Genomic DNA, 23,625 nt, shown 5'->3' on the forward strand with positions numbered 1-23,625 from the left:
AAGTAATTCTTATTATAAAACACAAATAGAGAAAAGTATTGCTAAATACAATTTATAATAACAAAAAAGATTAAAAAAGCGTCGCTTGACCCTTGTCATCCATTCCTGACTTATCATCTTCCTTTTTATCTGAATCCGAATCTGACAATGACGTATTATTTGATGACGCAATTAATTCTTCATCTACAACCTCCATCTCATCAGCAGGAGTATCTTCTGACGCTTCATAAGGCAAAGAATCCAATAGATTTATTTGGTTTATTTTATCTTTAGTTAACTGATTTCCTAGTGCACTAATACCTTTTACCGAAATAAACTCTTCAAGATTAACTTCCATGTTAGGCTTACGGTCTTTACCACGCTCTTTAGTAAATTCTACATCTGCAATTGGCCTCCAATCCGTGGAAACAATCTCTAATTGAGAATTTGGATGATCCGAAATAAAATCTTCTTCCTTACCTTCTTGCTCAATTAAAAAACGCTTTACATAATACCGTTCTTTTTCACCATCATAATAAATGGCTGAAATAGGTTTTTTTGGAATCCATTTTTCCATGACAATCATATCACTATCAAAATGCGTAGTTAATTCCGGAATGATCGTTTTTACAATACCAGACTGATTAATAATTAGTAAGCGATCTTCACCTTTAAACTCACCAATTAACTCACCTCTTTCATCAACATTTAAACGTTGAACAGTATCATCGAACCAAATTCTACGAGGTTTTAAAGTTGAGACACCTCTTTCTTTTAATTCGATACGTTTAATCGCATACTTTGTCACACGATTACCTTTTGAAGCTCTACCTTTTATAAGAACTTCAGCAAAATCTAAATCCCATTTCAACTTCTTAACACTTCCTACTTGACGCAATAGAATAGACACGACTTCTGCCTCTCCATTAGGATTTGCAGAGAAATACCATAACGCAGAACCTTTGTTCCCATTAGTTAAATCGTACTCACGATCTCGCGTCATACTAGTAACAGCAAATCGTTTTACATAAGAAGGACCAACTTTTCCATCACGATATATCATATTATACACTGTACGCTTGTCTCTTTTCTTAAAAACAGCCACATGGATAATATTTTTACCTATAAAGGTTTTAGAATCTACTTTAGTCACCATCATAGTGCCTTGATTTGTAAACACAATAATATCATCAATATCACTGCAATCACAAACATATTCATCTCGTCTTAACGACGTACCAATAAATCCTTCTTCTCTATTAACATAGAGTTTTGTATTTCTAATGACAACCTTAGTAGCATCTACATCTTCAAAGATTCTAATTTCGGTTTTACGTTCTTTCCCCTCTCCGTAATCACGTTTTAATCTTTCGAAAAACGCTATAGCATAATCGATTAGATTTGCTAAGTGATGTTTTACTTCAGCTATCTGATCTTCTAAAGCGTCTATCTTTTGTTGTGCTTTATCGATATCAAACTTAGAGATACGCTTAATTCTAATCTCTGTTAAGCGTGTAATATCTTCAACTGTGATAGCACGTTTTAAATGTTTTATGTGTGGCTGAAGCCCTTTATCAATAGCACTAATAACTCCATCCCAAGTTTCTTCTTCTTCAATATCGCGATAAATTCTTTTTTCAATAAAAATACGCTCTAAAGACGCAAAATGCCATTGTTCTTGAAACTCACCAAGTTTTATTTCTAATTCACTTTTTAAAAGTTGGACAGTATTATCTGTTGAGCGACGTAACATTTCTGTTACACCAACAAAGTATGGCTTGTTATCCTCAATTACACAACCTAATGGTGAAATTGAAGTTTCACAACTTGTAAAGGCATAAAGCGCATCAATTGTTTTATCTGGAGATAAGCCAGAAGGTAAATGAATTAATATTTCGACTTTAGCAGCTGTATTATCTTCAATTTTCTTAATTTTTATTTTGCCTTTATCATTGGCTTTAAGTATTGAATCTATAAGTGACGTCGTGGTTGTAGCGAACGGAATCTCAGTAATTACCAAACTATTTTTATCGCGCTGAGAGATTAAAGCTCTAACTCTAACTTTCCCACCTCGAAGACCATCATTATAATTAGTAAAGTCTGCAATACCAGCTGTTGGGAAATCTGGCAATATGGTAAAACGTTTCCCTTTGAGGTGTTTTACAGAAGCATCTATCAGTTCAATAAAATTGTGTGGTAATATTTTTGTAGACAAACCTACTGCAATTCCTTCTCCACCTTGCGCCAATAGCAAAGGAAACATCACTGGCAAATTTATAGGCTCTTTTCGTCTACCATCATAAGAAGATTGCCATTCTGTAATCTTAGGATTATAAACAACATCCATTGCAAATTTAGACAGACGCGCTTCAATATAACGAGAAGCTGCAGCACGATCTCCTGTTAATATATTTCCCCAGTTTCCCTGCGTATCTATCAGCAAATCTTTTTGACCAATTTGTACCATAGCATCTGCAATACTTGCATCTCCATGCGGATGATACTGCATGGTATGACCAACAATGTTTGCTACTTTATTATAGCGACCATCATCTAAATCTTTCATAGAATGCATGATACGACGCTGAACAGGTTTAAAACCATCTTCAATAGCAGGTACAGCACGCTCTAAGATTACATAAGATGCGTAATCTAAGAACCATTCTTTATACATTCCGGTAACCTTAGTAATTGTTTCTTGGTTACCATTGTCTTCATTTAACAACTCGTCATGTTCTTCTGCCATCTATCTTTACAACTTTATGCTTTTATTTTCCTTTATAATCTTCTTCAAAGACTGCCTTACATACTTTATCTTTTTACGTTTTAAAAGCGTGACATTGAAATTTTCCTTTGTAACTTTTCCGTTGCTATGTTTAACATAAACGACTAAGTTTCTATAGAAAAAATAATTTGTAATCTTGTAACCTGATAATTGCTCTCTTGCAACTTCAACTTTAGTTTCTCTATAATTAAAAACATCAGTAAGAATTAATCCACTATTTGTAATAATCACGTTTGACCCGTCGCTATCATACTCAAAAAATCTTGCAATAAAATGAACAATAACTACAGCGACAACTAAACCTATTAGCGCATAGAGTGTGCTACCTTCAACTAAATTATAAGATTTAAAAACCGTTGCCAATAAGATCGCCAAGATTATTAATATAAAATAGATAGAAATTATAGTGTTTTTTATTTCTCTATTATCTGTTCTCATACTGTATCTTCAATAACATCTAATTCAACTTTAAGATTGTCAATTATAAATTCTTGACGTGTTGGTGTGTTTTTCCCCATATAGAAGGATAATAATTCTTCAATAGACATATCCTTATCTAGCATTACAGGATCTAAACGAATATCTTCACCAATAAAGTGAACAAATTCATCTGGCGAAATTTCACCCAAACCTTTAAATCGAGTAATCTCTGGTTTTGGTTTTAATTTTTCCATCGCATCACGTCGTTCTTGCTCAGAATAACAATAGATGGTTTCTTTTTTATTTCGGACTCTAAATAATGGGGTTTGTAAAATATATAAATGACCATCTTTGATGACTTCCGGAAAGAATTGTAAGAAAAATGTAATTAACAATAAACGAATATGCATACCATCGACATCGGCATCAGTTGCAATTACAACATTGTTATAACGCAAATCCTCAAGCGATTCTTCTATATTTAAAGCCGCTTGTAGCAAGTTGAATTCTTCATTCTCATAAACAATCTTCTTACTTAAACCATAACAGTTTAAAGGCTTCCCCTTTAAACTAAAAACAGCTTGCGTATTAACATCCCGAGATTTTGTAATACTTCCTGATGCCGAATCTCCCTCTGTAATAAACAACGTTGTATCTAAATAGCGTTCATTTTTAATATCTCCAAAATGCACACGACAATCGCGTAATTTCTTATTATGTAGACTCGCCTTCTTCGCTCTGTCTTTTGCTAATTTCCGAATTCCTGATAACTCTTTACGCTCACGTTCGGCTTGCAGAATCTTACGTTGAATTTTCTCTGCAGAATCTGGATTCTTATGCAAGAAGTTATCAAGATACTTCTTTACAAAATCGTTAATATAGGTTCTCACGGTTGGCAGTTCGCCTCCCATATCAGTAGATCCTAATTTGGTTTTAGTCTGACTCTCAAAGACAGGCTCCATAACTTTAATCGCAATAGCAGTAACCACAGACTTTCTTATATCTGAAGCTTCGTAACTCTTACCATAAAATTCTCTTATGGTTTTCACTATAGATTCTCTGTACGCTGCTAAATGTGTTCCACCTTGTGTAGTATTCTGACCGTTTACAAACGAATGATATTCTTCACTATACTGCGTTTTACTATGTGTAATAGCAATTTCTATATCTTCACCTTTAAGATGAATAATAGGATAAAGCATATCTGCTTCATTAATATTTTCAGATAATAAATCCTTTAAACCGTTTTCACTGTAGTATTTTTCACCATTAAAAACAATGGTTAATCCAGGATTTAGATAGACATAATTCTTAAGCATCTTAACGATATACTCGCTTCTGTACTTATATTTTTTAAATATGATTTCATCTGGAATAAAACTAACCTTAGTTCCTTTTCGTCGTGATGTATCGTCTAATAAATCTTGATTGGTAAGATTTCCTTGTGCAAACTCTGCTGAAGCAGACCGTCCATCTCTTGTAGATTCTACTCTAAAATAAGACGACAAAGCATTTACAGCTTTAGTACCAACACCATTTAATCCTACTGATTTTTTAAAGGCTTTAGAATCATACTTTCCACCTGTATTCATCTTAGAAACTACATCTACCACTTTTCCTAAAGGAATACCACGACCGTAATCGCGAACAATAACACGTTCACCTTGAATGGAAATTTCAATAGTTTTACCTGCTCCCATGACGTACTCGTCAATAGAATTATCTAAAACTTCTTTAAGTAAAATATAAATACCATCATCTGGAGACGAGCCATCACCCAACTTACCGATATACATACCTGGTCGCATTCGGATATGTTCTTTCCAATCGAGTGAGCGTATATTATCTTCAGTATAATTTGACTGTTCTGCCATAGTATTTAGGACGAATTTATTGATGGAACGCTAATATAAGACTATAGCGTAAAAAATGAAATATCGTTGGCGTAAAGTAATTAACAAGTTATGAGAAATTGAAGTTGAAGTCGAAAATTAACCCTAAACTGACAGAAATTGACACTTTTGACACCAATTTGTTGCTATTATTTTGGAAAGATGACACCAAATTTTCTTATTAATAAAATGAATTATTTTTTTTTACTTTTTGAAACCAAAAGAATTCCTAAAATAACAACGACAGTTCCTATAATTTGAAGAAACGATAAACTTTCATTCAGAAAAATTACAGCTAGAATAATTGTTGAAATAGGACCAACTCCTGCAACTACTGCAAAGTTAGACGAACTGATTAATTTTATAGAAATTGATACTAAAAACGACGGAATAACAGTCGCAAAAACGGCAATACACAAACCCAAAACATAGACTTGCGTAGGAAAGTTGAAAATATTTACATCAGAAAAAATACCGAAATGTATAAAAACACAAACACAAGATACCAACATCGCATAAGCTGTAAATCGCATGACTCCAAATTTTGGAATCAACCAACCACTACCTACTAAATAAGACGCATAAGTTATGGCACTTAACAACACAAAGAACCCTCCTAAATAAGCCTCTTTACCAGAAACCGAAACCTCGCTCCCAAAGGTGATTATAATGCCAACATACGTAATTAATATTGCTAATTTCTGAACTTTAGTTATGGCTTTCTTAAGAAATAACTTATTAAACAACAGCACGATAGTTGGATATACAAAAAGAATAATTCGCTCTAAACTTGCTTTTATATATGTTAAACCTACAAAATCGAAATAGCTTGCCAAATAGTAACCTACAATTCCAAAAAACGCGATCCAAGCATAATCTTTAGGTACTGTAGTTTCTTTTTTTTCTTTTCGGTATAAATAGGCTATGACGATATAAAAGGGAAATGAAAATAGCATTCTTAACAATAAAACACTAATGGCATCTATGTTATAACGATAGGCTAATTTTACCATCACTGCTTTTGAGGAAAACAAAATAATTCCTAAAACACCAATTAAAATACCATAAACAAAAGTTTGCTTTGATTTCATTTCGTAAAATTACAGTGGATTTTTCGTAGTTAGAAATGTGTAATAGATTAATTACGATGCTCAAGCGTTGTAACCTCTTCGGCTTTTATTCTGAGATACTCATTTCTAGTCGTTAACAGATTTTTCATATAACGTTTTAGAAATAAACTATTAGCTAGTTTACCGAAAATCCCTAAAGGTGATTGAAATTGAAATTTATCAATCATTATCGTTTTACCTTCTTCAGATTTAAAAATATGCTCGTGTTTAAAAGACTTAAAAGCACCAGACGTCATTTCATCTGCAAAATAATGTGGACTTTCAAATTTAGTAATTTTTGAAGTGAGACGTTGAGTAATCCCGAAGTGTTTAGCTTCCCAAGTCACAGATTCACCTAATTCTATTAATCCTGAAGTTTTTCCGGCAACAGCACTTTCATTAGAATGTATCATTGAATCTTTATGGAAATCAATATTTCGAGACAAATCGAAACAGGTTTTAATATCTGCTTTGATAATTGTTTTAATTTCTATGGTTGCCATACTTCAATAAATTAAAAAATCACAATGGTTTAGTCCTTTTTATACAACGACATAAAGACGCCTAATTGCGAATACCGTTTTACCAGTTTCCAATGATTAGTGATCAAATTCAACTCGTCATCTTTAGTTTGGTTTTCAATATTTGAAAGCAGTATATAACTATTGGTTTTTAAATTAAAACTCGTATAATGCTCTGTATCTGATAAGGCTCTAAATTCTGAGTCTCCGCGTTCATTTAACCTAATTCTAGTTCCGATCTCAGAACGCTTTATTCCTTGGGAATCTATATACTGTTCCATTTGTTCCTCAACGGTATAACTATTTAAATAGGCTAAAGAACTGTCCCAAGATTGTGATATTGTCGCAGGATAAATCCAAAAATGACCAGAAAGAAACATCAATAGCACTACTCCATAAATCATAGGCTGTTTAGCCACCTTAAAATGCGCTAACAAATTAATGAGCAATAGGGTTGCCAATAAATAACAGGTCATAAAATACCGATCGCTAAACGGATTAGAAAAAGGTACCATACCTATAAAATAGACAAAGGCTAAAACAAAAAAGGCAATTGCAACCCTGTCGATCTTAGGATTTCTATTGGTTTTATCTTTTAGGTATTTTACGAGTAATGGCAATAAAATAATCGCGATAATAAAGCGTCCGTATTCTAAAAAGCATTTAGCATACACAATAGTATTTATAGCAATTTGCTTTAATCCAACAGATTGTCTGTGTGCATTGTAATTTTGATTTTTACTGACAATAAACCAACCGAGTTTATCATATTGAAAATAACAAAACACAGCAAAACTCACTAAAGCTACTGCATACCCAAAATAAATTCTCTTATTGTTTTCTATTAATTTAAGTCGCGTGTAAATTCCATGAATTATGGCAATAGCCAAAATCACATGCAGACCTCTAAGGTTAGCAAACACCAAACCTATTAATGCCAAAGCAAAAAGTGCTGGTTTTGATTTCATTAGCGCATTAAAACTCAGTAGTGTAAAAAACAACAATAGCATATCGTTGTTTAAGTTGGTCGTTTGCGCAACAAAAGTAGGCTCTAAACACACCAAAAGCACCGCAACTGCAGCGACTGATTTTACAAAATTCTGCTTACAGAACAGTACAATTTGCCACACCACTCCAATATTTACGATAAGCAACAACAATCGTGACGACCAAAGTGTTTTCTGAAAAACCGTCCAAAAGCTAGCTAATAAACCAATCCATAATGGTGGATGGCCCGAATTATTATCTGTTGGCAATATAAATTCTGAAAGCCCATTATTATAAATCCAATTGGCACGACGCGATTTACTAATACCATCCCAAAAAAAAGGTGTGTGTCTTAGTAGTAAAAATTCAACTACTAAAACACACACCAAAAAAAATAAAATCTGCTTAAAGCTTATTCTTTTTAAAAATTCAATCATTTATGCAAGTTACACATTAAACAAGAAATGCATAACATCACCATCTTTAACAATGTAATTCTTCCCTTCTACTTTCATTTTACCAGCTTCTTTTACTTTAGCTTCACTTCCGTATTCTACAAAATCATTATAAGCAATAACTTCTGCTCTAATAAATCCTTTTTCAAAATCGGTATGAATCACTCCTGCTGCTTGTGGTCCGGTTGCACCAATATTTACCGTCCAAGCTCTTACTTCTTTTACACCAGCTGTAAAATAGGTTTGTTGCTTTAACAGTTTGTAAGCTGATCTAATTAATTTTGCCGAACCTGGCTCCTCTAATCCGATATCTGCTAAGAACATTTGGCGCTCTTCGTAATCGTCTAATTCGTTAATATCTGCTTCTGTACCAACAGCTAATACTAGAACCTCTGCATTTTCGTCTTTAACCGCTTCTTTAACTTTATCTACATAAGCATTTCCTGTATTTGCAGCCGCTTCATCTACGTTACACACATACATTACCGGCTTATCTGTAATAAACTGAGAAGGCACCACGAAATCTTCGTAATCTTCTTCTGAAAATTCTAAAGCTCTAACAGAAACACCTGCTTCCAAGCCTGCTTTTATTTTTAAAAGCACTGCTTCTTCTTTCTGTGCTTCTTTATTACCCGTTTTTGCAGCACGCTTTACTTTATCTAATTTCTTATCTACAGTATCTAAATCTTTTAACTGCAATTCCATATCAATGGTTTCCTTATCTCTAATAGGATCTACAGAACCATCAACATGAATAATATTTGGATCATCAAAACAACGCAATACATGTAAAATAGCATCGGTTTCTCTAATGTTAGCTAAAAACTGATTTCCTAAACCTTCCCCTTTAGAAGCTCCTTTTACTAAACCTGCTATATCTACAATCTCTACAGTTGCTGGCAAAACACGTTCTGGATTTACCAATTCTTCTAATTTCTCTAATCTTGGGTCTGGTACATTTACCACACCAATATTAGGTTCTATAGTACAAAACGGAAAGTTAGCACTTTGCGCTTTAGCGTTAGATAAACAGTTAAATAAGGTTGATTTTCCTACGTTTGGTAATCCTACAATTCCAGCTTTCATTGAGTAAATTTATTTAGTGGTTTCCTATACAACGGAAATCTCTTTTTTGCGAGTGCAAATGTAAGTTATTTGTGGAATAGTTTATTTAAAAGTTTTAGGAATAATAATTTATATCAGCAAACAGAAATTACAGTTGGTGTAGTTTGTGGCTTTTCAAATTTCCAAAATACGGAATTACATTTTTTCGTTTTATAAAGTCATTATTCCGCAATAATTTTTACTTTTTTTAAAAAATTAAGACTTTTTTATTCAATTTTTAGGGATTTCACTTTTTTTTGCTCAGTCATTTATTTTAGCTAACAGATGCATATCTTTGTGTTTATAATCTAAAATTAAATATGAAAAAACCAACTATTGGATTTATCGGACTTGGCCTTATGGGCGGAAACATGGTTGAAAATCTACAAAAAAGAGGATTCGAACTAACCGTTATGGACCTTAACAAGGACGAAGTTGCAAAAGTTATTGCACGTGGTAATGCTACTGAAGCGGCTTCTCCAAAAGAATTAGCTGAAAAGAGCGATATCGTAATGTTTTGTCTTACAACTTCTGCTGTTGTTGAAAAGATTGTTTACGGTGAAGACGGAGTCTTAGCTGGTATTAAAGAAGGTGCTGTTTTAATTGATTTTGGAACATCTATTCCTGCATCTACAATTAAAATAGGAAAAGCTTTAGCTGAAAAAGGTGCTGGAATGATTGACGCTCCACTTGGACGTACTCCTGCGCATGCAAAAGATGGACTACTTAATATTATGGCTGCTGGTAATGAAGAAACCTACGCAAAAGTAAAACCAGTTCTTGATGAGCAAGGTGAAAATGTATTCTATCTTGGTGCTCTTGGTGCTGGACACACAACTAAGCTTATTAATAATTTTATGGGAATGACAACTGTTGTTGCTATGTCTCAAGCTTTCGCTGCGGCGGAACTTGCAGGTGTAGATAAACAACAATTATTTGATATTATGTCTTCTGGACCATCAAATTCGCCTTTCATGAAATTCTGTAAAAACTACGCTGTAGATAACGTAAGTGATTTAGGTTTCTCTATTGCAAATGCTAATAAAGATTTAGGTTATTTTGTGCAAATGATGAATGATCTTGGTACAACTTCGGATATTGCTGAAGCAACTTCTGGCAACCTTAAGGCTGCTGTAAGTGAAGATATGGGAAGTGGTAACGTTCCTGAAATCTTTGATTATTTTGTATCTCTTAAGAAATAAGTCATCTCTTCTTTTAAGATAACACAAAATACGCAGAATACTATTTATATAAAAAAATCCTAAGCTTTTGGCTTAGGATTTTTTTTATGTGATAATTAGCAAACTAATTCTATTTTTTTACTCGCGCTCTAAAAGTTTTTTAGACACTTTGTAAGTTGCAGTATACGCTAAGCCTTCTTGGCCTTTCTTAAAATCTGCAAATGTTTTGGTATACCATTTGGCATCTGTAGCTTTCTTTTTCGCTTTTTCATGTCCTGAAGCACCAAAAACTTCACCTTCTAATCGGGCTTGGATAGTATAAATACTAAGACCAAAATATTCTGCACGTTCTAAAACGGTTGCAAAATCTGATTCTGAAAAATAGAATGTATCTACCTTATCAAAGCCATCATTAATATTTTCTAAACCTGTAAATATATTTTTTTCTAAAAACTCTTTTTGTTCCATAGTGTAAAGTAACTTAAGTGATAATGGTCTGTTTTAAGATCTAAAACCAAACCGTACTGAAACGTCTTCAGTAAGCATTGGCAAAGTTAGTTGTTCTTTAGTTTATAGTGATAAACGGAAGCTATTTATTTACAAAATAAAAATATAGCGTCTTATATAAACTGAATAGACCTCGTTATGCTTGTATTATGTTTTTAAAGGTTGGTGTACCTTCCGTAATTGTACCAATACCTTTTTTATTCACTTTAAACACCACATCTTTTGTAGTGCTAAATAATATAACCGATAAAAAAGCCGTTTTTAAATGTGATTCTATAATCACTAAAGCATCTTCCAAATCCATTTCTTCCTCGACATCTTCCGTCTCTCTTGGTCTAAAACTGTATTTCAGCATCACTCTAAAGTCGTCATCTACATAGATAGGTCTCAGAAAAATATTTTTTAATTCAGGTTTACCAATGGTTTTAGCCATGGTTAATTTTGCAAAAGTCCCTTCGTCTATACTTTCTGTAACCTGTTTCCAGAACTCCGTAAAAACATCTTGATATGTCATAAATTTATTTAAATATAATGATACTAAATTTTCGATTAAGCGCTTAGCTATTGTAATTAAGCTTTCTCTATAACCAATCGAGAAAGTGCTTCAGGATAGCCGCGCTGAATAGCTAATGCACTAGCCAATTTATCAATTTCATTTTTAGAAATACTATCTAACACTACATTTTGATTAATTTTCTCTAAAATTGAAGGCATATTATGCGCTTCCTGAATGTTATTTATAATTTGATTTGCCACAGTTAAAGCAGATGAGGCTTTAATAATCTCACTTCGTGCATAAGATGCACTAGGAAAACTAACCTCTCCCACTCTTAAGCTCGGATCGTCTCCATGAATTTGTTGCGCTCCATAAAATGGAGGTCCACCAACGGTTGCAGATTTAAACGATGGTACAAACTTAGTCACATAATCGATGGCACTTTCCGTTCGTGTCTCAATATCTCCTGGTTCCCAACCACTATTTAATTTTTTATTAATAGCAGCTTCAAATTCAGGTTGAGATTCATTGCTTTTAGACTGTATTAATCCGTTTTTGAATAATGTAATCCCTTCCGTCATTCCATGAATCTGATAATAATTATCGCAATAAGGAGTGAGTTGCATCATACCATGAGGTGTACCACGCATGCCATGAAAAATAAGTTCTGGTATTAATCCTAAAATAGGTTGCCATTTAGACACATAAGCGGCTTTAAATTCAATTAGGCGTTCTGCAGTAATATCTAAAGAGGCATCAATAACGCCTGTCTTATAACCTGATGAATTCACCAAATAATTAACTTTATATACATCGCTATTGGTGTGTATTTCCCAATTGTGTTCTAAATTTTGATAGCGAACATCTTTTATCGTGGTTACACTAGTATTTAGTTTCAGTTGGCATTTTTCAGTTCTCTGCAAAGCGAGTTGTGCTTGAGCTGCTAACCTAAACAAATTCCATCCGTACTCTTGAACTAAAATAATTGGTGTTTTTAATTTTTTGTAATCAATTAATTGAATGGCATTGGTCATCCATTCATCTGCTGTATTTGGATGCTTAACCGTTGGGTTATTTTCTAACGTTATTAAATCGGCTTTGTTATAGGTTTTATAATATGAACTTGGATCACCTAGAATTTCGTTTAAAGCATCTTCAGCTATTAATTCCTTGTAATAAGCCACTAACATTTCTAGCCGATCTGTAATTTGATTGACTTCGTAATTTTCCGATTTAGGTACACTAATAAAAGTAGGTCTTTCGTCTATAGATTGCGGAAATAAGCGTGCCATATCTATGGATTGCTTCATGAGCACTCTGCATTGCTCATCGGAAATATCGGGATACAAATTACCTCCAGCGTGTAAATGACAAAACGGCGGACCATTAACTACACTTTCTTCTTGTTCAAACAAAATAGAGTCTATACCATATTTAACCATTTCTAAGGCTGTAACCACACCAGATACTCCACCTCCAATAATACCAACGTTGTAAATTTTACTCATATTAAAATAAGCCTTGTAGATCTGAAAAATGATCGACTACTTGTGTAGGATTGTAATCCGAAATATTTTCGTTGTAATTGTAACCATAACTCACACCAACACTTTCCATATCTGCATTTTGAGCAGCAAGAATATCATTTTTAGAATCTCCAATCATGATGCTTTTTTCTATAGTAGCATGAAGCGTTTCAACTAAATAAAAAAGCGGAGCTGCATTAGGTTTTTTTTCTGATAAAGAGTCTTCTCCAATCCAACATTTAAAAAATGTTTTGATCTCTAATTTATCTAGAATAGGCTCAATAAAACCAAATGGTTTATTGGTGCAAATCGCCATTTTATAACCTGCTTTATCTAAATAATTTAATGTTTCTAATACACCAGGATACATAAAAGTATCTTTACATGTTTCGGATTTATAAGCCGTTAAATACAGGTCAAAAGCTTCATCAAATAAATCTACAGATATATCTTGTTTAGGCATGTAATGCTCTAAAGAGCGTCTTACCAAAGGTTTTGCTCCATTACCAATAAAAGGAGTTACTTGATCAACGGTTAATGGAGATAAATTATAGTGTGCTAACATTTTGTTTACAGCCAACGTTAAGTCTGGAATACTATTAATTAGCGTTCCATCGAAGTCGAATATAATCAGTTCTTTGTCTTTAAAATTCACGATGCTCAATTTTAATGCAAAGATGCGGAAGTTTTAATCAAATAGTAAGCAATTATGATAATTTTGAGACCTTAACACCCTTCTTTTTTTTGAATTATTGTAATGTAAATAAGGGGTATTTTCTGTTTATTTTAATTTAAATTCTATTTTTTTATTTTAAACAAAAAAATCCCAAGCCAAAGACTCAGGATTTTCAAATATTATAACTGTATAAAGCTTTTTAGTGGCCTTCAGGATGCATAAAACGCTGTTTTCCTAGTAATTGTTCTTTAGTTTCAACATGATCCTCATCCGGAACACAACAATCTACTGGACAAACCGCTGCACATTGAGGTTCTTCATGAAAGCCCATACATTCTGTACATTTATCTGGTGCTATATAGTAAACTTCGTCACTAATAGGTTCTTGTGTTTCATCAGAATCTACTTCTTTACCATTTGGTAAAACAACTTTACCGTCTAAGCTTGTACCATCAGCATAGCGCCAATCATCAGCACCTTCGTAAATAGCGGTATTTGGACATTCTGGCTCACATGCTCCACAATTTATACATTCGTCTGTGATTATAATTGCCATAGTATTTTATCTTTTTCTTTTTACTTTCCGTAAATTTGCAAGTGCAAAAATAAAGCCAAAACATCGTATAACCAAACCATATATGGATTTACAACAAAGAATTAACGCATTTGTAAAATTAGGTCACTTTTTAAATCAATTTCAACAAAAAAAAATCAGTAAAGATGCTACTATAGAAGCTAATGATTTATTTTTTGATGGTTTTAAACACCAACTAAAACTAGCTCAAGAACATAATGGTTGGTTTACAAATGAAAATGTATTTTTCACTTTAGAAAACTGGTCTAAATCACTGACAGAAAACAACATTAACCAATGGTTATCAAATTATAAGATTAATAATACTAATCCTCAGACTGTTGCCATAATTATGGCAGGAAACATTCCTTTGGTTGGTTTTCACGATTTTTTATGTGTGCTTATTTCAGGTCATAACGTACTAGTTAAGCAGTCTTCTAATGATAAACATTTGTTGCCTTTTTTAGCAAAATACTTAGAGGTTGTGGAACCAGGTCTTAAAGGAAAAATAAAATTCACGGAAGGAAAACTAGACAATTTTAATGCTGTTATTGCCACAGGAAGTGATAATACAGCGCGTTATTTTGAATTCTATTTTAAAAATAAACCGTCAATTATTAGAAAAAACAGAAATTCCGTTGCCATACTTACAGGCAATGAAACCGACGAGCAATTAGCAGCTTTATCTGATGATATTTTCATTTACTATGGTTTAGGTTGCAGAAACGTCTCTAAATTCTTTATTCCTGAAGACTATAATTTTGATGCCTTTTTTAATGCGGTTTACAAATGGCATCCTATTATAAACGAATCTAAATACGCCAATAATTACGATTATAATAAAGCGGTCTATTTAATGAGTGAGTTTGAAATGTTAGAAAATGGTTTTCTTATGATTAAAGAAGACGAAAGCTACTCCTCGCCTATTGCAACGCTATTTTACGAAAAATATCAAAGCATCTCTGAATTACAGTCTAAACTAGAAACTGAAGCCAACAACATACAATGTGTGGTTGCTAAAGGTTTTAGCGATACAGAAATAGATTTTGGACAGACTCAAAAACCGAATCTTTGGGATTATGCAGACGATGTAGATACGATAGACTTCTTAGTGAACTTAGTCTAAGTTACTTATTCAAATTAAAGCTAAAACTTATACGATTTTTATCTCGAGTTATTACAAATTTTCTTAATTACAGAATTAGTAAAAAAAGACAAAGTTAAAGTGTATTATAAAAAATCTGTTGTTAAAACAGAATACTGAGGTAGAATCTATAAAAATATAGCTTAAAAATTATTGAATTCGTAATACATAATAAATTAGAAATTAGCACCTTTGTATCGGTTTTAAAATTAATAAAATAAATTTCTGGTTTTACACTAAACGCAGTCATAAGAACAGAAAAAATAAACATAATTTTCATGAAAATACATAATTTTAGTGCAGGTCCATGCGTATTACCAAAATCAGTAATGGAGCAAGCAGCAGCAGCAGTTTTAAACTTTGATGATGGGTTATCTCTTTTAGAAATCTCACATCGTAGTAAGCCATTTGTAGATGTAATGGAAAATGCAAGATCCTTAGCCTTAGAATTACTAGGATTAGAAGGAAAAGGTTATAAAGCCTTATTCCTTCAAGGTGGCGCAAGCACTCAGTTTTTAATGGTAGCTTTAAATCTTTTAGAAAAAAGAGCTGGTTACTTAAACTCGGGAACTTGGGCAGATAAAGCTATTAAAGAAGGTAAAATCTACGATGACATTTATGAAGTTGGTTCTTCAAAAAGTGCTAATTACAATTATATTCCAAAAGGTTACGATATCCCTGAAGATTACGATTATTTTCATTGTACTTCTAACAACACTATTTTTGGAACTCAAATGAAAAGTTTCCCAAAAACATCGATTCCAACGGTTTGCGATATGAGTAGTGATATTTTTTCACGTCAGTTAGATTTTTCTCAATTTGATTTAATCTACGCTGGAGCTCAAAAAAACATGGGACCTGCAGGAACAACTTTAGTTGTGATTAAAGAAGATATTTTAGGGAAAGTATCTCGTAAAATCCCTTCTATGATGGATTACAAAACGCACATTAGCAAAGGAAGTATGTTTAATACGCCTCCTGTGTTTGCGGTTTACGTATCTATGTTAACTATGGAATGGTTAAAAAACTTAGGTGGTATAAAAGCTATCGAAGAAATCAATGAAAAGAAAGCGAGTTTAATTTATTCTGAAATAGATTTAAACCCATTATTTAAAGGTTACGCAGCAAAAGAAGATCGTTCTATAATGAATGCTACATTCACATTAGAAAACGAAAATCTAAAAGAAACTTTTGATGCTATGTGTACAGAAGCTGGTATTAATGGTATTAACGGTCACAGAAGTGTTGGTGGTTATAGAGCATCTATGTATAATGCGTTGTCTTTAGATAGTGTAAAAGCATTGGTTGAAATCATGAGCGAATTAGAAAGCAAAGCATAATAAAATTTGTAGTAGGTCGTTACCTTTTAAATGGTTCATCAAAGCCATTACCAACTCCAATTAAAAATAATTATAATTTAAAGATTAACTATTGAAAGATGGTTAATCTTTTAAACTTTAAAAACATATAATGAAAGTATTAGCAAACGATGGAGTTTCTCAAAGTGGAATTAACGCTTTAGAAGCTGCAGGTTACGAAGTAATTACAACCACAGTAGCACAAGAACAATTAGAAAACTACATTAACGAGAAAGATATTTCTGTGTTATTAGTAAGAAGTGCAACAACAGTAAGAAAAGATTTAATAGACAACTGCCCTAACCTAAAGATTATTGGTCGTGGTGGAGTTGGCATGGATAATATCGATGTTGAATACGCAAGAAGTAAAGGTTTAAACGTTATTAATACTCCTGCAGCTTCTTCACATTCAGTGGCAGAATTAGTATTTGGTCATTTTTATGGCTTAGCACGTTTTTTACACAACTCTAATCGTGATATGCCATTAGAAGGTGATGCTAACTTTAAAGGTTTAAAAAAATCTTACGCAAAAGGTATTGAGTTAAAAGGAAAAACTTTAGGTGTTTTAGGTTTTGGACGTATTGGCCAAGCGACGGCAAAAGTGGCTTTAGGTGCAGGAATGAAAGTTATTGCTTTCGATCCCTTTTTAGAAAAAGCAGATTTAGAATTGGATTTCTTTGATGGTCAGAAAGTAAATTTTGAAATCAAAACAATTTCTAAAGAAGAGGTTTTAAAACAATCCGACTTTTTAACACTTCACGTACCAGCACAAAAAGATTACGTTATTGACGAAGCAGAATTCAATTTAATGAAAGATGGTGTAATTATCGCAAATGCTGCACGTGGTGGAGTTATAAACGAAATTGCACTTGTAAATGCTATAGAAAGCGGAAAAGTTACAGGAGCTGCATTAGATGTTTTTGAAAAAGAACCAAAACCAGAAATTCAGTTATTAATGAATTCTGCATTATCATTAACACCACATATTGGTGCTGCAACTAATGAAGCGCAAGACAGAATTGGAACAGAATTAGCACAACAAATTATATCTATTTTAGGATAATTTTAAAATTATGTGACCAAACAACAAAAAATGAGTCCTACTATTGTGGGACTTTTTTTGTAACTTGAAATGTTTCAATTTATTAACCTTTAATTAAATAAAAAAAATGGCAGGAATATTAGACTTATTAAACAGCGATTTAGGAAAGAATATTATTAGTGGAGTATCTGGTTCTACAGGAACTGATGAAGCTAAAACAAGTAGCGTATTAACTATGGCGTTACCTGTATTAATGAAAGCAATGCAACGTAACGCCTCTACACCAGAAGGTGCAGCAGGACTTATGGGTGCTTTAAGCGGGAATAGCGGAAGTATACTTGACAACCTTGGTGGTTTATTTGATGGTGGTGTAGATGAAAGCGTAAAAAATGACGGATCAAAAATTCTTGGTCACGTATTAGGAAGTAAGCAGCAAGGTGTAGAACAAGTTATTGGTCAAAAATCTGGTTTAGATGCGGGTTCTGTAGCAAATATTCTTAAAGTAGCAGCTCCAATATTAATGGGTGTTTTAGGAAAACAAGCAAGTCAAAACAACGTGAGTTCTCAATCTGACATTAGCGGTCTTTTAGGAGGTTTACTTGGTGGAAATGATAGTGCAAATGAACAAAATTTCTTAGAAAAAATATTAGATGCAGATGGTGACGGAAGCGTTATAGACGATGTTGCTGGTATGGTACTAGGAGGAGATAGCAAAAGTTCTGGAGGAATTGGTGGTCTTTTAGGAGGAATCTTCGGAAAATAATAATTCCATTTTTATATAGATATAAGCAGTTCGTTAATAGCGAGCTGCTTTTTTTTTTATAAAATGTATAAACTTTCAAAAAGAACGGCTTCACGCATTCAAAAGGTAAGTTTACGTATTCCTTATTTTATAATCTTAAAACAAGTGGTTACTTTGAAGTGTTAAAACCATATAAGCTTAATTTGGTAACAACATTTTTTTAATACCTTTAATACTTTTGAAACGTATATGTTTAATAGTATTTAATCTAAAGAATGATTAGTAAATAAACAATATATAGAACTAAAAAACAATTACATGAAAAAGACAATCCCTTTTATTATCATCCTCATTTTAATTGCGAGTTGTAAATCTTACAATAATACACCTACAATTAATAATGATAACGACTACAGCTTTACACAAGGCGACACTGTTTCTATTAGTAGTGACGAAACCGATTATGAAATTATTATCATAGAACCAGGCTTTAATTCTTGGCTAATGAGCACAGCACGACCAGAAGGCTATTATTCTCAAGAATGGTTAGAATCTAGGAATGCTATACTTGTGCAAGGATGGAATCAAAGAAATCTTCAACCTTTAACATACGATCCTAATCTTTATGAAATCCGTATTGATTATGATACTAATTCAGATTATGGATATGACGTTAATTACAAGCTCTATAATTACTTTGTATATTTTCAATTAAAATACAAACAAAAGCTTTCCTCTTTTACAGCAAGAATTTAAAGAATTAATACATCTTTATTCACTAATTTTGCAGCACGTTAAATGTGTTATGGAAAAATTTAAAAAACAATGGGAAATTCAACACAATTGGCAGTTGTTATTTCCCTTTTTTGGTTTGCTTATTCTGGGATATTCAGCTTTTAAAATTGCAAATGCTATTGTAAAAGATTATGGTTTATTAGTTACTATAATAATTTCAATCGTCATATTTGCTGGTCTGCTCAAATTCGTTTTATTCACTTTTAAAAAACTAGAAAAGAAATGGATTTTAGACTATAAATGGGAAATGATCCGTGTATTTATGGTATTTGCCTTCACAGGCTCATCTTCTTTGTTTGTTGGACGACCAATAATAAAACTTATAGGAATTACTAAAGAAAACTTAAATCCTGTTCTCTACTGGTTTTTATTCATTATCATTGGTCTTATTTTTTATCAAATCCTTTTAGTTAGCTTTGGATGGCTTTTTGGTCAATTCAAATTTTTCTGGGAATTTGAGAAGAAAATGCTAAGGAGATTTGGACTTAAACGTTTTTTAGATTGAATATAAAAACAGCAATTACATCTTTATTTAAAACATTAGCATTAGTGCTAGTGCTCGCTGTGCTATTTCCTTCTGCTGTAAAATTTTCACATGCTTTTACACATCATTCTCATAAAGTTTGTGACTCTGATAATGAGCATAATACTCACTTTCACGAATCTGATTACGCTTGTGATTTTTATAAATTTAAACTCACAAACACACAGTTCTTGGTTGTCTATGACTATGATACAATAGCTCGTAACAAAACGACCAAGACATTTTCTACGCATTATATTTCTTTTAAAAATTATCAGCAATTAACAAGGTTTGTTAGAGGTCCGCCTCAAGTAAGTTAGAGTTTTAATTTTCTAATTACATTAATAAATCTATTCTTAATGAAACGATTAATTATTGGTCTAGTTATAGCTATATCCAGCTTTAGCTATGGTCAAAATTGCACTTACACCTTTTTAAGCGAATTAAAAGATTTTCATGATGGGTCAGCTATCGAATCTGCAACTATCTATCAAAAAGAAAATGATAGCTATGCTTTTTCGGATTTGGATGGTAAATTCAAAATTGAAAATTTATGTGCAGGAACTTTAACATTAACTATTTCTCATGCCAATTGTGAAACTAAAACAGTGAGTTTTGAAATCATTGGTGATACTTTTAAAACCATTTTAATAGAACATCACATTGAGGAACTCATGGAAGTTTCAGTCACAGCACATGTTGATAAAAAGGAAACCAAAACAGCCCAAGAAACCGTACTTAAGGAGCTTACTCTAAAAAAGTATTCTGCTTTAAGTATTGGAGATGCGTTGAAGGAGGTTGCTGGAGTTTCTTCTATTAATACGGGGAGTTCTATCGTTAAACCTATGATTAACGGTATGCACAGTAGTAGATTAATTATGTTAAATAATAATGTAAGACTACAAGACCAAGATTGGGGAATTGAGCATGCACCTAACATTGATGTTAATGCAGCATCTCAAATCTCTGTTATAAAAGGTGCTGGAGCACTCGCCTATGGAGGTGATGCCATAGGAGGAGTTGTTGTTGTAAATCCCGCTCGTGTATTTTTAAAAGATACATTATTTGGAAAAACAACATTGAGTGGTCAATCTAATGGTAGAGGCTATTCGGCTAATACAAAATTAAGTAAGTACACTAAAAAAGGTTGGTTTGCATCTGTACAAGCGTCACTAAAACAAAATGGTGATTTTGAAACTCCAGATTATGTATTAACCAATACTGGATCTAATTCTAAAGGTTTTACTTTTCGTGGTGGAAAGCAAAATTTTGAGTCTGGATTTGAAGTTTTTTATAGTTATCTCAATAATGAAATAGGTATTCTTAAAGCTTCTCATATTGGTAACATTGAAGATTTAGTAAGCGCTATCAATAGTTTAGAACCTTTAGTAATAGAAGATTTTAGTTATGATATAAACGCACCTAAACAAGATGTAACGCATCAACTTGCTAAGGTCATGTATTACAAACGTTTTAATAATTTTGGAAAAGTAAATTTGCAATACGATTACCAAAATAATCAACGTTTTGAATATGATATTCGTGTAGGCGATGATAGAGATAAAGCCGCTTTAGATCTCAAGCTTCAAACCCATACCCTATCTTCAGATATTGTGCTAGATGCCTTTTCTGACTATAAATTGAAGTTTGGAATTATGGGCAGATATCAAAATAATTTTGCCAATCCAGATACTGGTGTAAGACGCTTAATTCCGGATTATGACAAGTATGATTTTGGTATTTATGCTACAGCAGAACATAATTTAAATTCTAAAATGACTTTAGATTTTGGTTTGCGTTATGATTTCAATCGTATTGATGCTAAGAAATTTTATTTTACATCACGTTGGGAAGAACGTGGTTATGATGAAGATTTTTCGGATCTTATTATTGATGATTTAGGAACACAATTACTAGTAAACCCTGTGTTTGATTATCATAATTTTTCTGTTTCTGCAGGATTTAACTATCAACTTAATGAGCATAATAGTTTTATCGGAAACTATAGCTTATCTAGTAGACCACCAAATCCTTCAGAATTATTTAGTGATGGCTTACACCACTCTGCCGCAAGAATAGAGCTGGGTGATTTAAATTTAACTAAAGAAACTTCTAATAGAGTTTCTGCAAGTTATAACTATAATTCAACTCAATTTAACTTAACAGCAGAAGCTTTTTATAATCACATTAATGATTATATGTATATAGAACCAACAGGTATAGAGCAAACCATAAGAGGTGCTTTTCCTGTTTGGGAATATTTACAAACTAATGCCGAGTTATACGGTATCGATTTAAGTGCAAACTATAATTATAATGCGCATTTTAATTTTTCAAATAAATCTTCTTACACCGTAGGAAATGATATTGAAAATGATAGACCGCTTATAAATATACCTGCTTTTAATACTCGAAACAGTATAACTTACACTAATGATTGGAAACAATTTTCAGCGTCATTGACAAGTGATTGGACTTTTGAACAAACCAGATATCCAGATAATAACTTTGAAACGTACATTGCAGCTATAGACGAAACAGTTTTAGTGGATGTAAGTACACCTCCAAGTGCTTATCAATTGTTAAACTTTTATTCTGAAGTTACCTTAGAAACTTCAGCTAAAACCAATCTAAATATTGCTCTTAGCGTGAACAATTTATTAGACACTAACTACAGAGCTTACTTAAACCGCCTTCGTTATTTTGCTGATGACATGGGAAGAAATATAATGTTACAATTACAATATAACTATTAAAAAAATCAAAAACATGAAAACAATTAAATACCTATTTTTATCTATATTAAGTTTATCTGCTTTAGTATCTTGTTCATCTGATGACGACACACCAGAAGTTGTAAATGAAGAAGAAGTAATTACAACCGTTCGTTTAGAATTAACAGCAACTAGTGGTGATATTGTAGTACTTCAAAGTCAAGATTTGGATGGAGAAGGACCTGATGAACCTGTTTATACTATTGAAGGAAGTATTTTAGCTAACACAGAATATGTTGGTGAAATTCAATTTTTAAACGAACTTGAAAGTCCTGCTGAAGATATTACCTTAGAAGTTTTAGAAGAAGCTTTAGATCACCAAGTGTTTTATATATATACTACAAATAATGCTGGTAGTACTGTAACTTATACTGACCTGGATAGTGATGGCAACCCAATTGGTGTAGCTACGACATTTAATTCTGGTTCTGTTTCAACAGGTAATACATTAGTTGTTCAATTAATACATGAGCCAAACAAAACTGGAGACGGTGTAAGTAACGGAGACGTAACTAATGCAAATGGATCTATAGATGCTAATGTGACGTTTACATATGATGTTAACTAAAGTATCTTTTTAAAATTAAAAAAAGCACTCAATTTGAGTGCTTTTTTTATGCTTTTATTTCTGGTGTCACTTTTTTAATAACGTAAGTATAAAACCACATCATTGTAAATGTTGGTATCACATCAAAACCAGGTAAAGCTTCTTCGACAAAAGTAATAACTCCTGCAATTTTCCCAGCCTTTCCTGCATATAGACGTGTCATTAACCAAGCTGAAATTGGTGCCCAAACAACATCTGAAAACTCACCAATTCCAGGAATTATAAATGAGACTAAACCTAAGGCATCAAAAAGAATACCTATTCCTAATTTTTTGTATTTATTCATATAATGTATTAATTACTACTTTATTTAAAGCAATAATTATTCCAAAAAAATTAACACTGTCACTTTTGTATTTCCGCTTCATAGCGAGACTTCAAACTTCATTTTTTAACGTTTAATTAAGAGTTTTGCTGAACATGAGAAC

General features: G+C 32.5%; 23 protein-coding genes. 10 read left to right on the plus strand and 13 right to left on the minus strand.

The window, feature by feature from the left end; all coding sequences use genetic code 11:
- Positions 1-70: 70 nt before the first annotated feature.
- The 7 genes from HM981_RS11015 to ychF all read right to left on the minus strand — a co-directional run bounded on the left by HM981_RS11015 (position 71) and on the right by ychF (position 9,234).
- Positions 71-2,725: a DNA gyrase/topoisomerase IV subunit A gene (locus HM981_RS11015; RefSeq protein ID WP_179338855.1), complete on the minus strand. Its 2,655-nt coding sequence runs from the start codon at positions 2,723-2,725 to the stop codon at positions 71-73.
- A 6-nt stretch (positions 2,726-2,731) separates the two neighbouring features.
- Positions 2,732-3,202: a hypothetical protein gene (locus HM981_RS11020; RefSeq protein ID WP_179338856.1), complete on the minus strand. Its 471-nt coding sequence runs from the start codon at positions 3,200-3,202 to the stop codon at positions 2,732-2,734.
- A complete protein-coding gene (locus HM981_RS11025; protein WP_179338857.1) occupies positions 3,199-5,058 on the minus strand; it encodes a DNA topoisomerase IV subunit B in 1,860 nt (619 codons plus the stop codon). The genes HM981_RS11020 and HM981_RS11025 overlap by 4 nt, the downstream gene beginning before the upstream one ends.
- Positions 5,059-5,270: 212 nt before the next feature.
- Entirely contained in the window at positions 5,271-6,167 is an 897-nt protein-coding gene (locus tag HM981_RS11030; protein ID WP_179338858.1) for a DMT family transporter, read from the minus strand.
- Positions 6,168-6,214: 47 nt separating this feature from the next.
- The gene (locus HM981_RS11035; RefSeq protein ID WP_179338859.1) at positions 6,215-6,688 is read right to left on the minus strand and encodes an SRPBCC family protein; all 474 of its coding nucleotides are present in this window, start codon (positions 6,686-6,688) and stop codon (positions 6,215-6,217) included.
- 29 nt (positions 6,689-6,717) lie between these two features.
- Positions 6,718-8,130, minus strand: a complete 1,413-nt coding sequence (locus HM981_RS11040) for a glycosyltransferase family 39 protein (protein ID WP_179338860.1) — start codon at positions 8,128-8,130, stop codon at positions 6,718-6,720.
- Positions 8,131-8,139: 9 nt separating this feature from the next.
- Positions 8,140-9,234, minus strand: coding sequence for a redox-regulated ATPase YchF (ychF, locus tag HM981_RS11045; protein WP_179338861.1), 1,095 nt, complete (start codon positions 9,232-9,234; stop codon positions 8,140-8,142).
- Between the two features lie 338 nt (positions 9,235-9,572).
- On the opposite strand from ychF, the gene HM981_RS11050 reads away from it, so the two are divergent.
- Positions 9,573-10,454, plus strand: coding sequence for an NAD(P)-dependent oxidoreductase (locus tag HM981_RS11050; protein ID WP_179338862.1), 882 nt, complete (start codon positions 9,573-9,575; stop codon positions 10,452-10,454).
- Between the two features lie 117 nt (positions 10,455-10,571).
- Here the strand turns inward: HM981_RS11050 and HM981_RS11055 are convergent, their stop codons facing one another.
- The 5 genes from HM981_RS11055 to HM981_RS11075 all read right to left on the minus strand — a co-directional run bounded on the left by HM981_RS11055 (position 10,572) and on the right by HM981_RS11075 (position 14,194).
- Positions 10,572-10,901: a hypothetical protein gene (locus tag HM981_RS11055; RefSeq protein ID WP_179338863.1), complete on the minus strand. Its 330-nt coding sequence runs from the start codon at positions 10,899-10,901 to the stop codon at positions 10,572-10,574.
- Positions 10,902-11,076: 175 nt separating this feature from the next.
- A complete protein-coding gene (locus tag HM981_RS11060) occupies positions 11,077-11,454 on the minus strand; it encodes a hypothetical protein (protein ID WP_179338864.1) in 378 nt (125 codons plus the stop codon).
- Between the two features lie 56 nt (positions 11,455-11,510).
- Entirely contained in the window at positions 11,511-12,944 is a 1,434-nt protein-coding gene (locus HM981_RS11065) for an FAD-dependent oxidoreductase (protein ID WP_179338865.1), read from the minus strand.
- A 1-nt stretch (position 12,945) separates the two neighbouring features.
- Positions 12,946-13,617 carry a phosphoglycolate phosphatase gene (locus HM981_RS11070; RefSeq protein ID WP_179338866.1) on the minus strand — a complete coding sequence of 224 codons (672 nt, stop codon included), beginning with the start codon at positions 13,615-13,617 and terminating at the stop codon, positions 12,946-12,948.
- Between the two features lie 220 nt (positions 13,618-13,837).
- The gene (locus HM981_RS11075) at positions 13,838-14,194 is read right to left on the minus strand and encodes a 4Fe-4S dicluster domain-containing protein (RefSeq protein WP_179338867.1); all 357 of its coding nucleotides are present in this window, start codon (positions 14,192-14,194) and stop codon (positions 13,838-13,840) included.
- An 82-nt stretch (positions 14,195-14,276) separates the two neighbouring features.
- Between HM981_RS11075 and HM981_RS11080 the strand changes: the two genes are divergently transcribed.
- From HM981_RS11080 to HM981_RS11120, 9 genes are all read left to right on the plus strand, one after another.
- Positions 14,277-15,338, plus strand: a complete 1,062-nt coding sequence (locus tag HM981_RS11080; RefSeq protein WP_179338868.1) for an aldehyde dehydrogenase family protein — start codon at positions 14,277-14,279, stop codon at positions 15,336-15,338.
- Between the two features lie 296 nt (positions 15,339-15,634).
- Positions 15,635-16,696 (plus strand): 3-phosphoserine/phosphohydroxythreonine transaminase, encoded by a 1,062-nt coding sequence (gene serC / locus HM981_RS11085; protein ID WP_179338869.1) that lies wholly within the window; start codon positions 15,635-15,637, stop codon positions 16,694-16,696.
- Positions 16,697-16,826: 130 nt separating this feature from the next.
- Positions 16,827-17,777 carry a D-2-hydroxyacid dehydrogenase gene (locus HM981_RS11090; RefSeq protein ID WP_179338870.1) on the plus strand — a complete coding sequence of 317 codons (951 nt, stop codon included), beginning with the start codon at positions 16,827-16,829 and terminating at the stop codon, positions 17,775-17,777.
- 106 nt (positions 17,778-17,883) lie between these two features.
- The gene (locus HM981_RS11095) at positions 17,884-18,519 is read left to right on the plus strand and encodes a DUF937 domain-containing protein (protein WP_179338871.1); all 636 of its coding nucleotides are present in this window, start codon (positions 17,884-17,886) and stop codon (positions 18,517-18,519) included.
- Between the two features lie 297 nt (positions 18,520-18,816).
- A complete protein-coding gene (locus tag HM981_RS11100; RefSeq protein ID WP_179338872.1) occupies positions 18,817-19,254 on the plus strand; it encodes a DUF6146 family protein in 438 nt (145 codons plus the stop codon).
- Between the two features lie 49 nt (positions 19,255-19,303).
- Positions 19,304-19,798, plus strand: coding sequence for a DUF6787 family protein (locus HM981_RS11105; RefSeq protein ID WP_179338873.1), 495 nt, complete (start codon positions 19,304-19,306; stop codon positions 19,796-19,798).
- Positions 19,795-20,136: a hypothetical protein gene (locus HM981_RS11110; RefSeq protein WP_179338874.1), complete on the plus strand. Its 342-nt coding sequence runs from the start codon at positions 19,795-19,797 to the stop codon at positions 20,134-20,136. The genes HM981_RS11105 and HM981_RS11110 overlap by 4 nt, the downstream gene beginning before the upstream one ends.
- 39 nt (positions 20,137-20,175) lie before the next feature.
- Positions 20,176-22,572, plus strand: a complete 2,397-nt coding sequence (locus HM981_RS11115; RefSeq protein ID WP_179338875.1) for a TonB-dependent receptor — start codon at positions 20,176-20,178, stop codon at positions 22,570-22,572.
- Positions 22,573-22,585: 13 nt separating this feature from the next.
- Positions 22,586-23,158, plus strand: a complete 573-nt coding sequence (locus HM981_RS11120; RefSeq protein WP_179338876.1) for a type 1 periplasmic binding fold superfamily protein — start codon at positions 22,586-22,588, stop codon at positions 23,156-23,158.
- A gap of 46 nt (positions 23,159-23,204) precedes the next feature.
- Here HM981_RS11120 and HM981_RS11125 read toward each other — a convergent pair whose 3' ends face one another.
- Positions 23,205-23,483, minus strand: a complete 279-nt coding sequence (locus tag HM981_RS11125; protein ID WP_179338877.1) for a hypothetical protein — start codon at positions 23,481-23,483, stop codon at positions 23,205-23,207.
- Between the last annotated feature and the right edge of the window lie 142 nt (positions 23,484-23,625).

Source organism: Winogradskyella ludwigii (assembly GCF_013403985.1).
GTDB classification, from domain to species: Bacteria; Bacteroidota; Bacteroidia; order Flavobacteriales; family Flavobacteriaceae; genus Winogradskyella; species Winogradskyella ludwigii.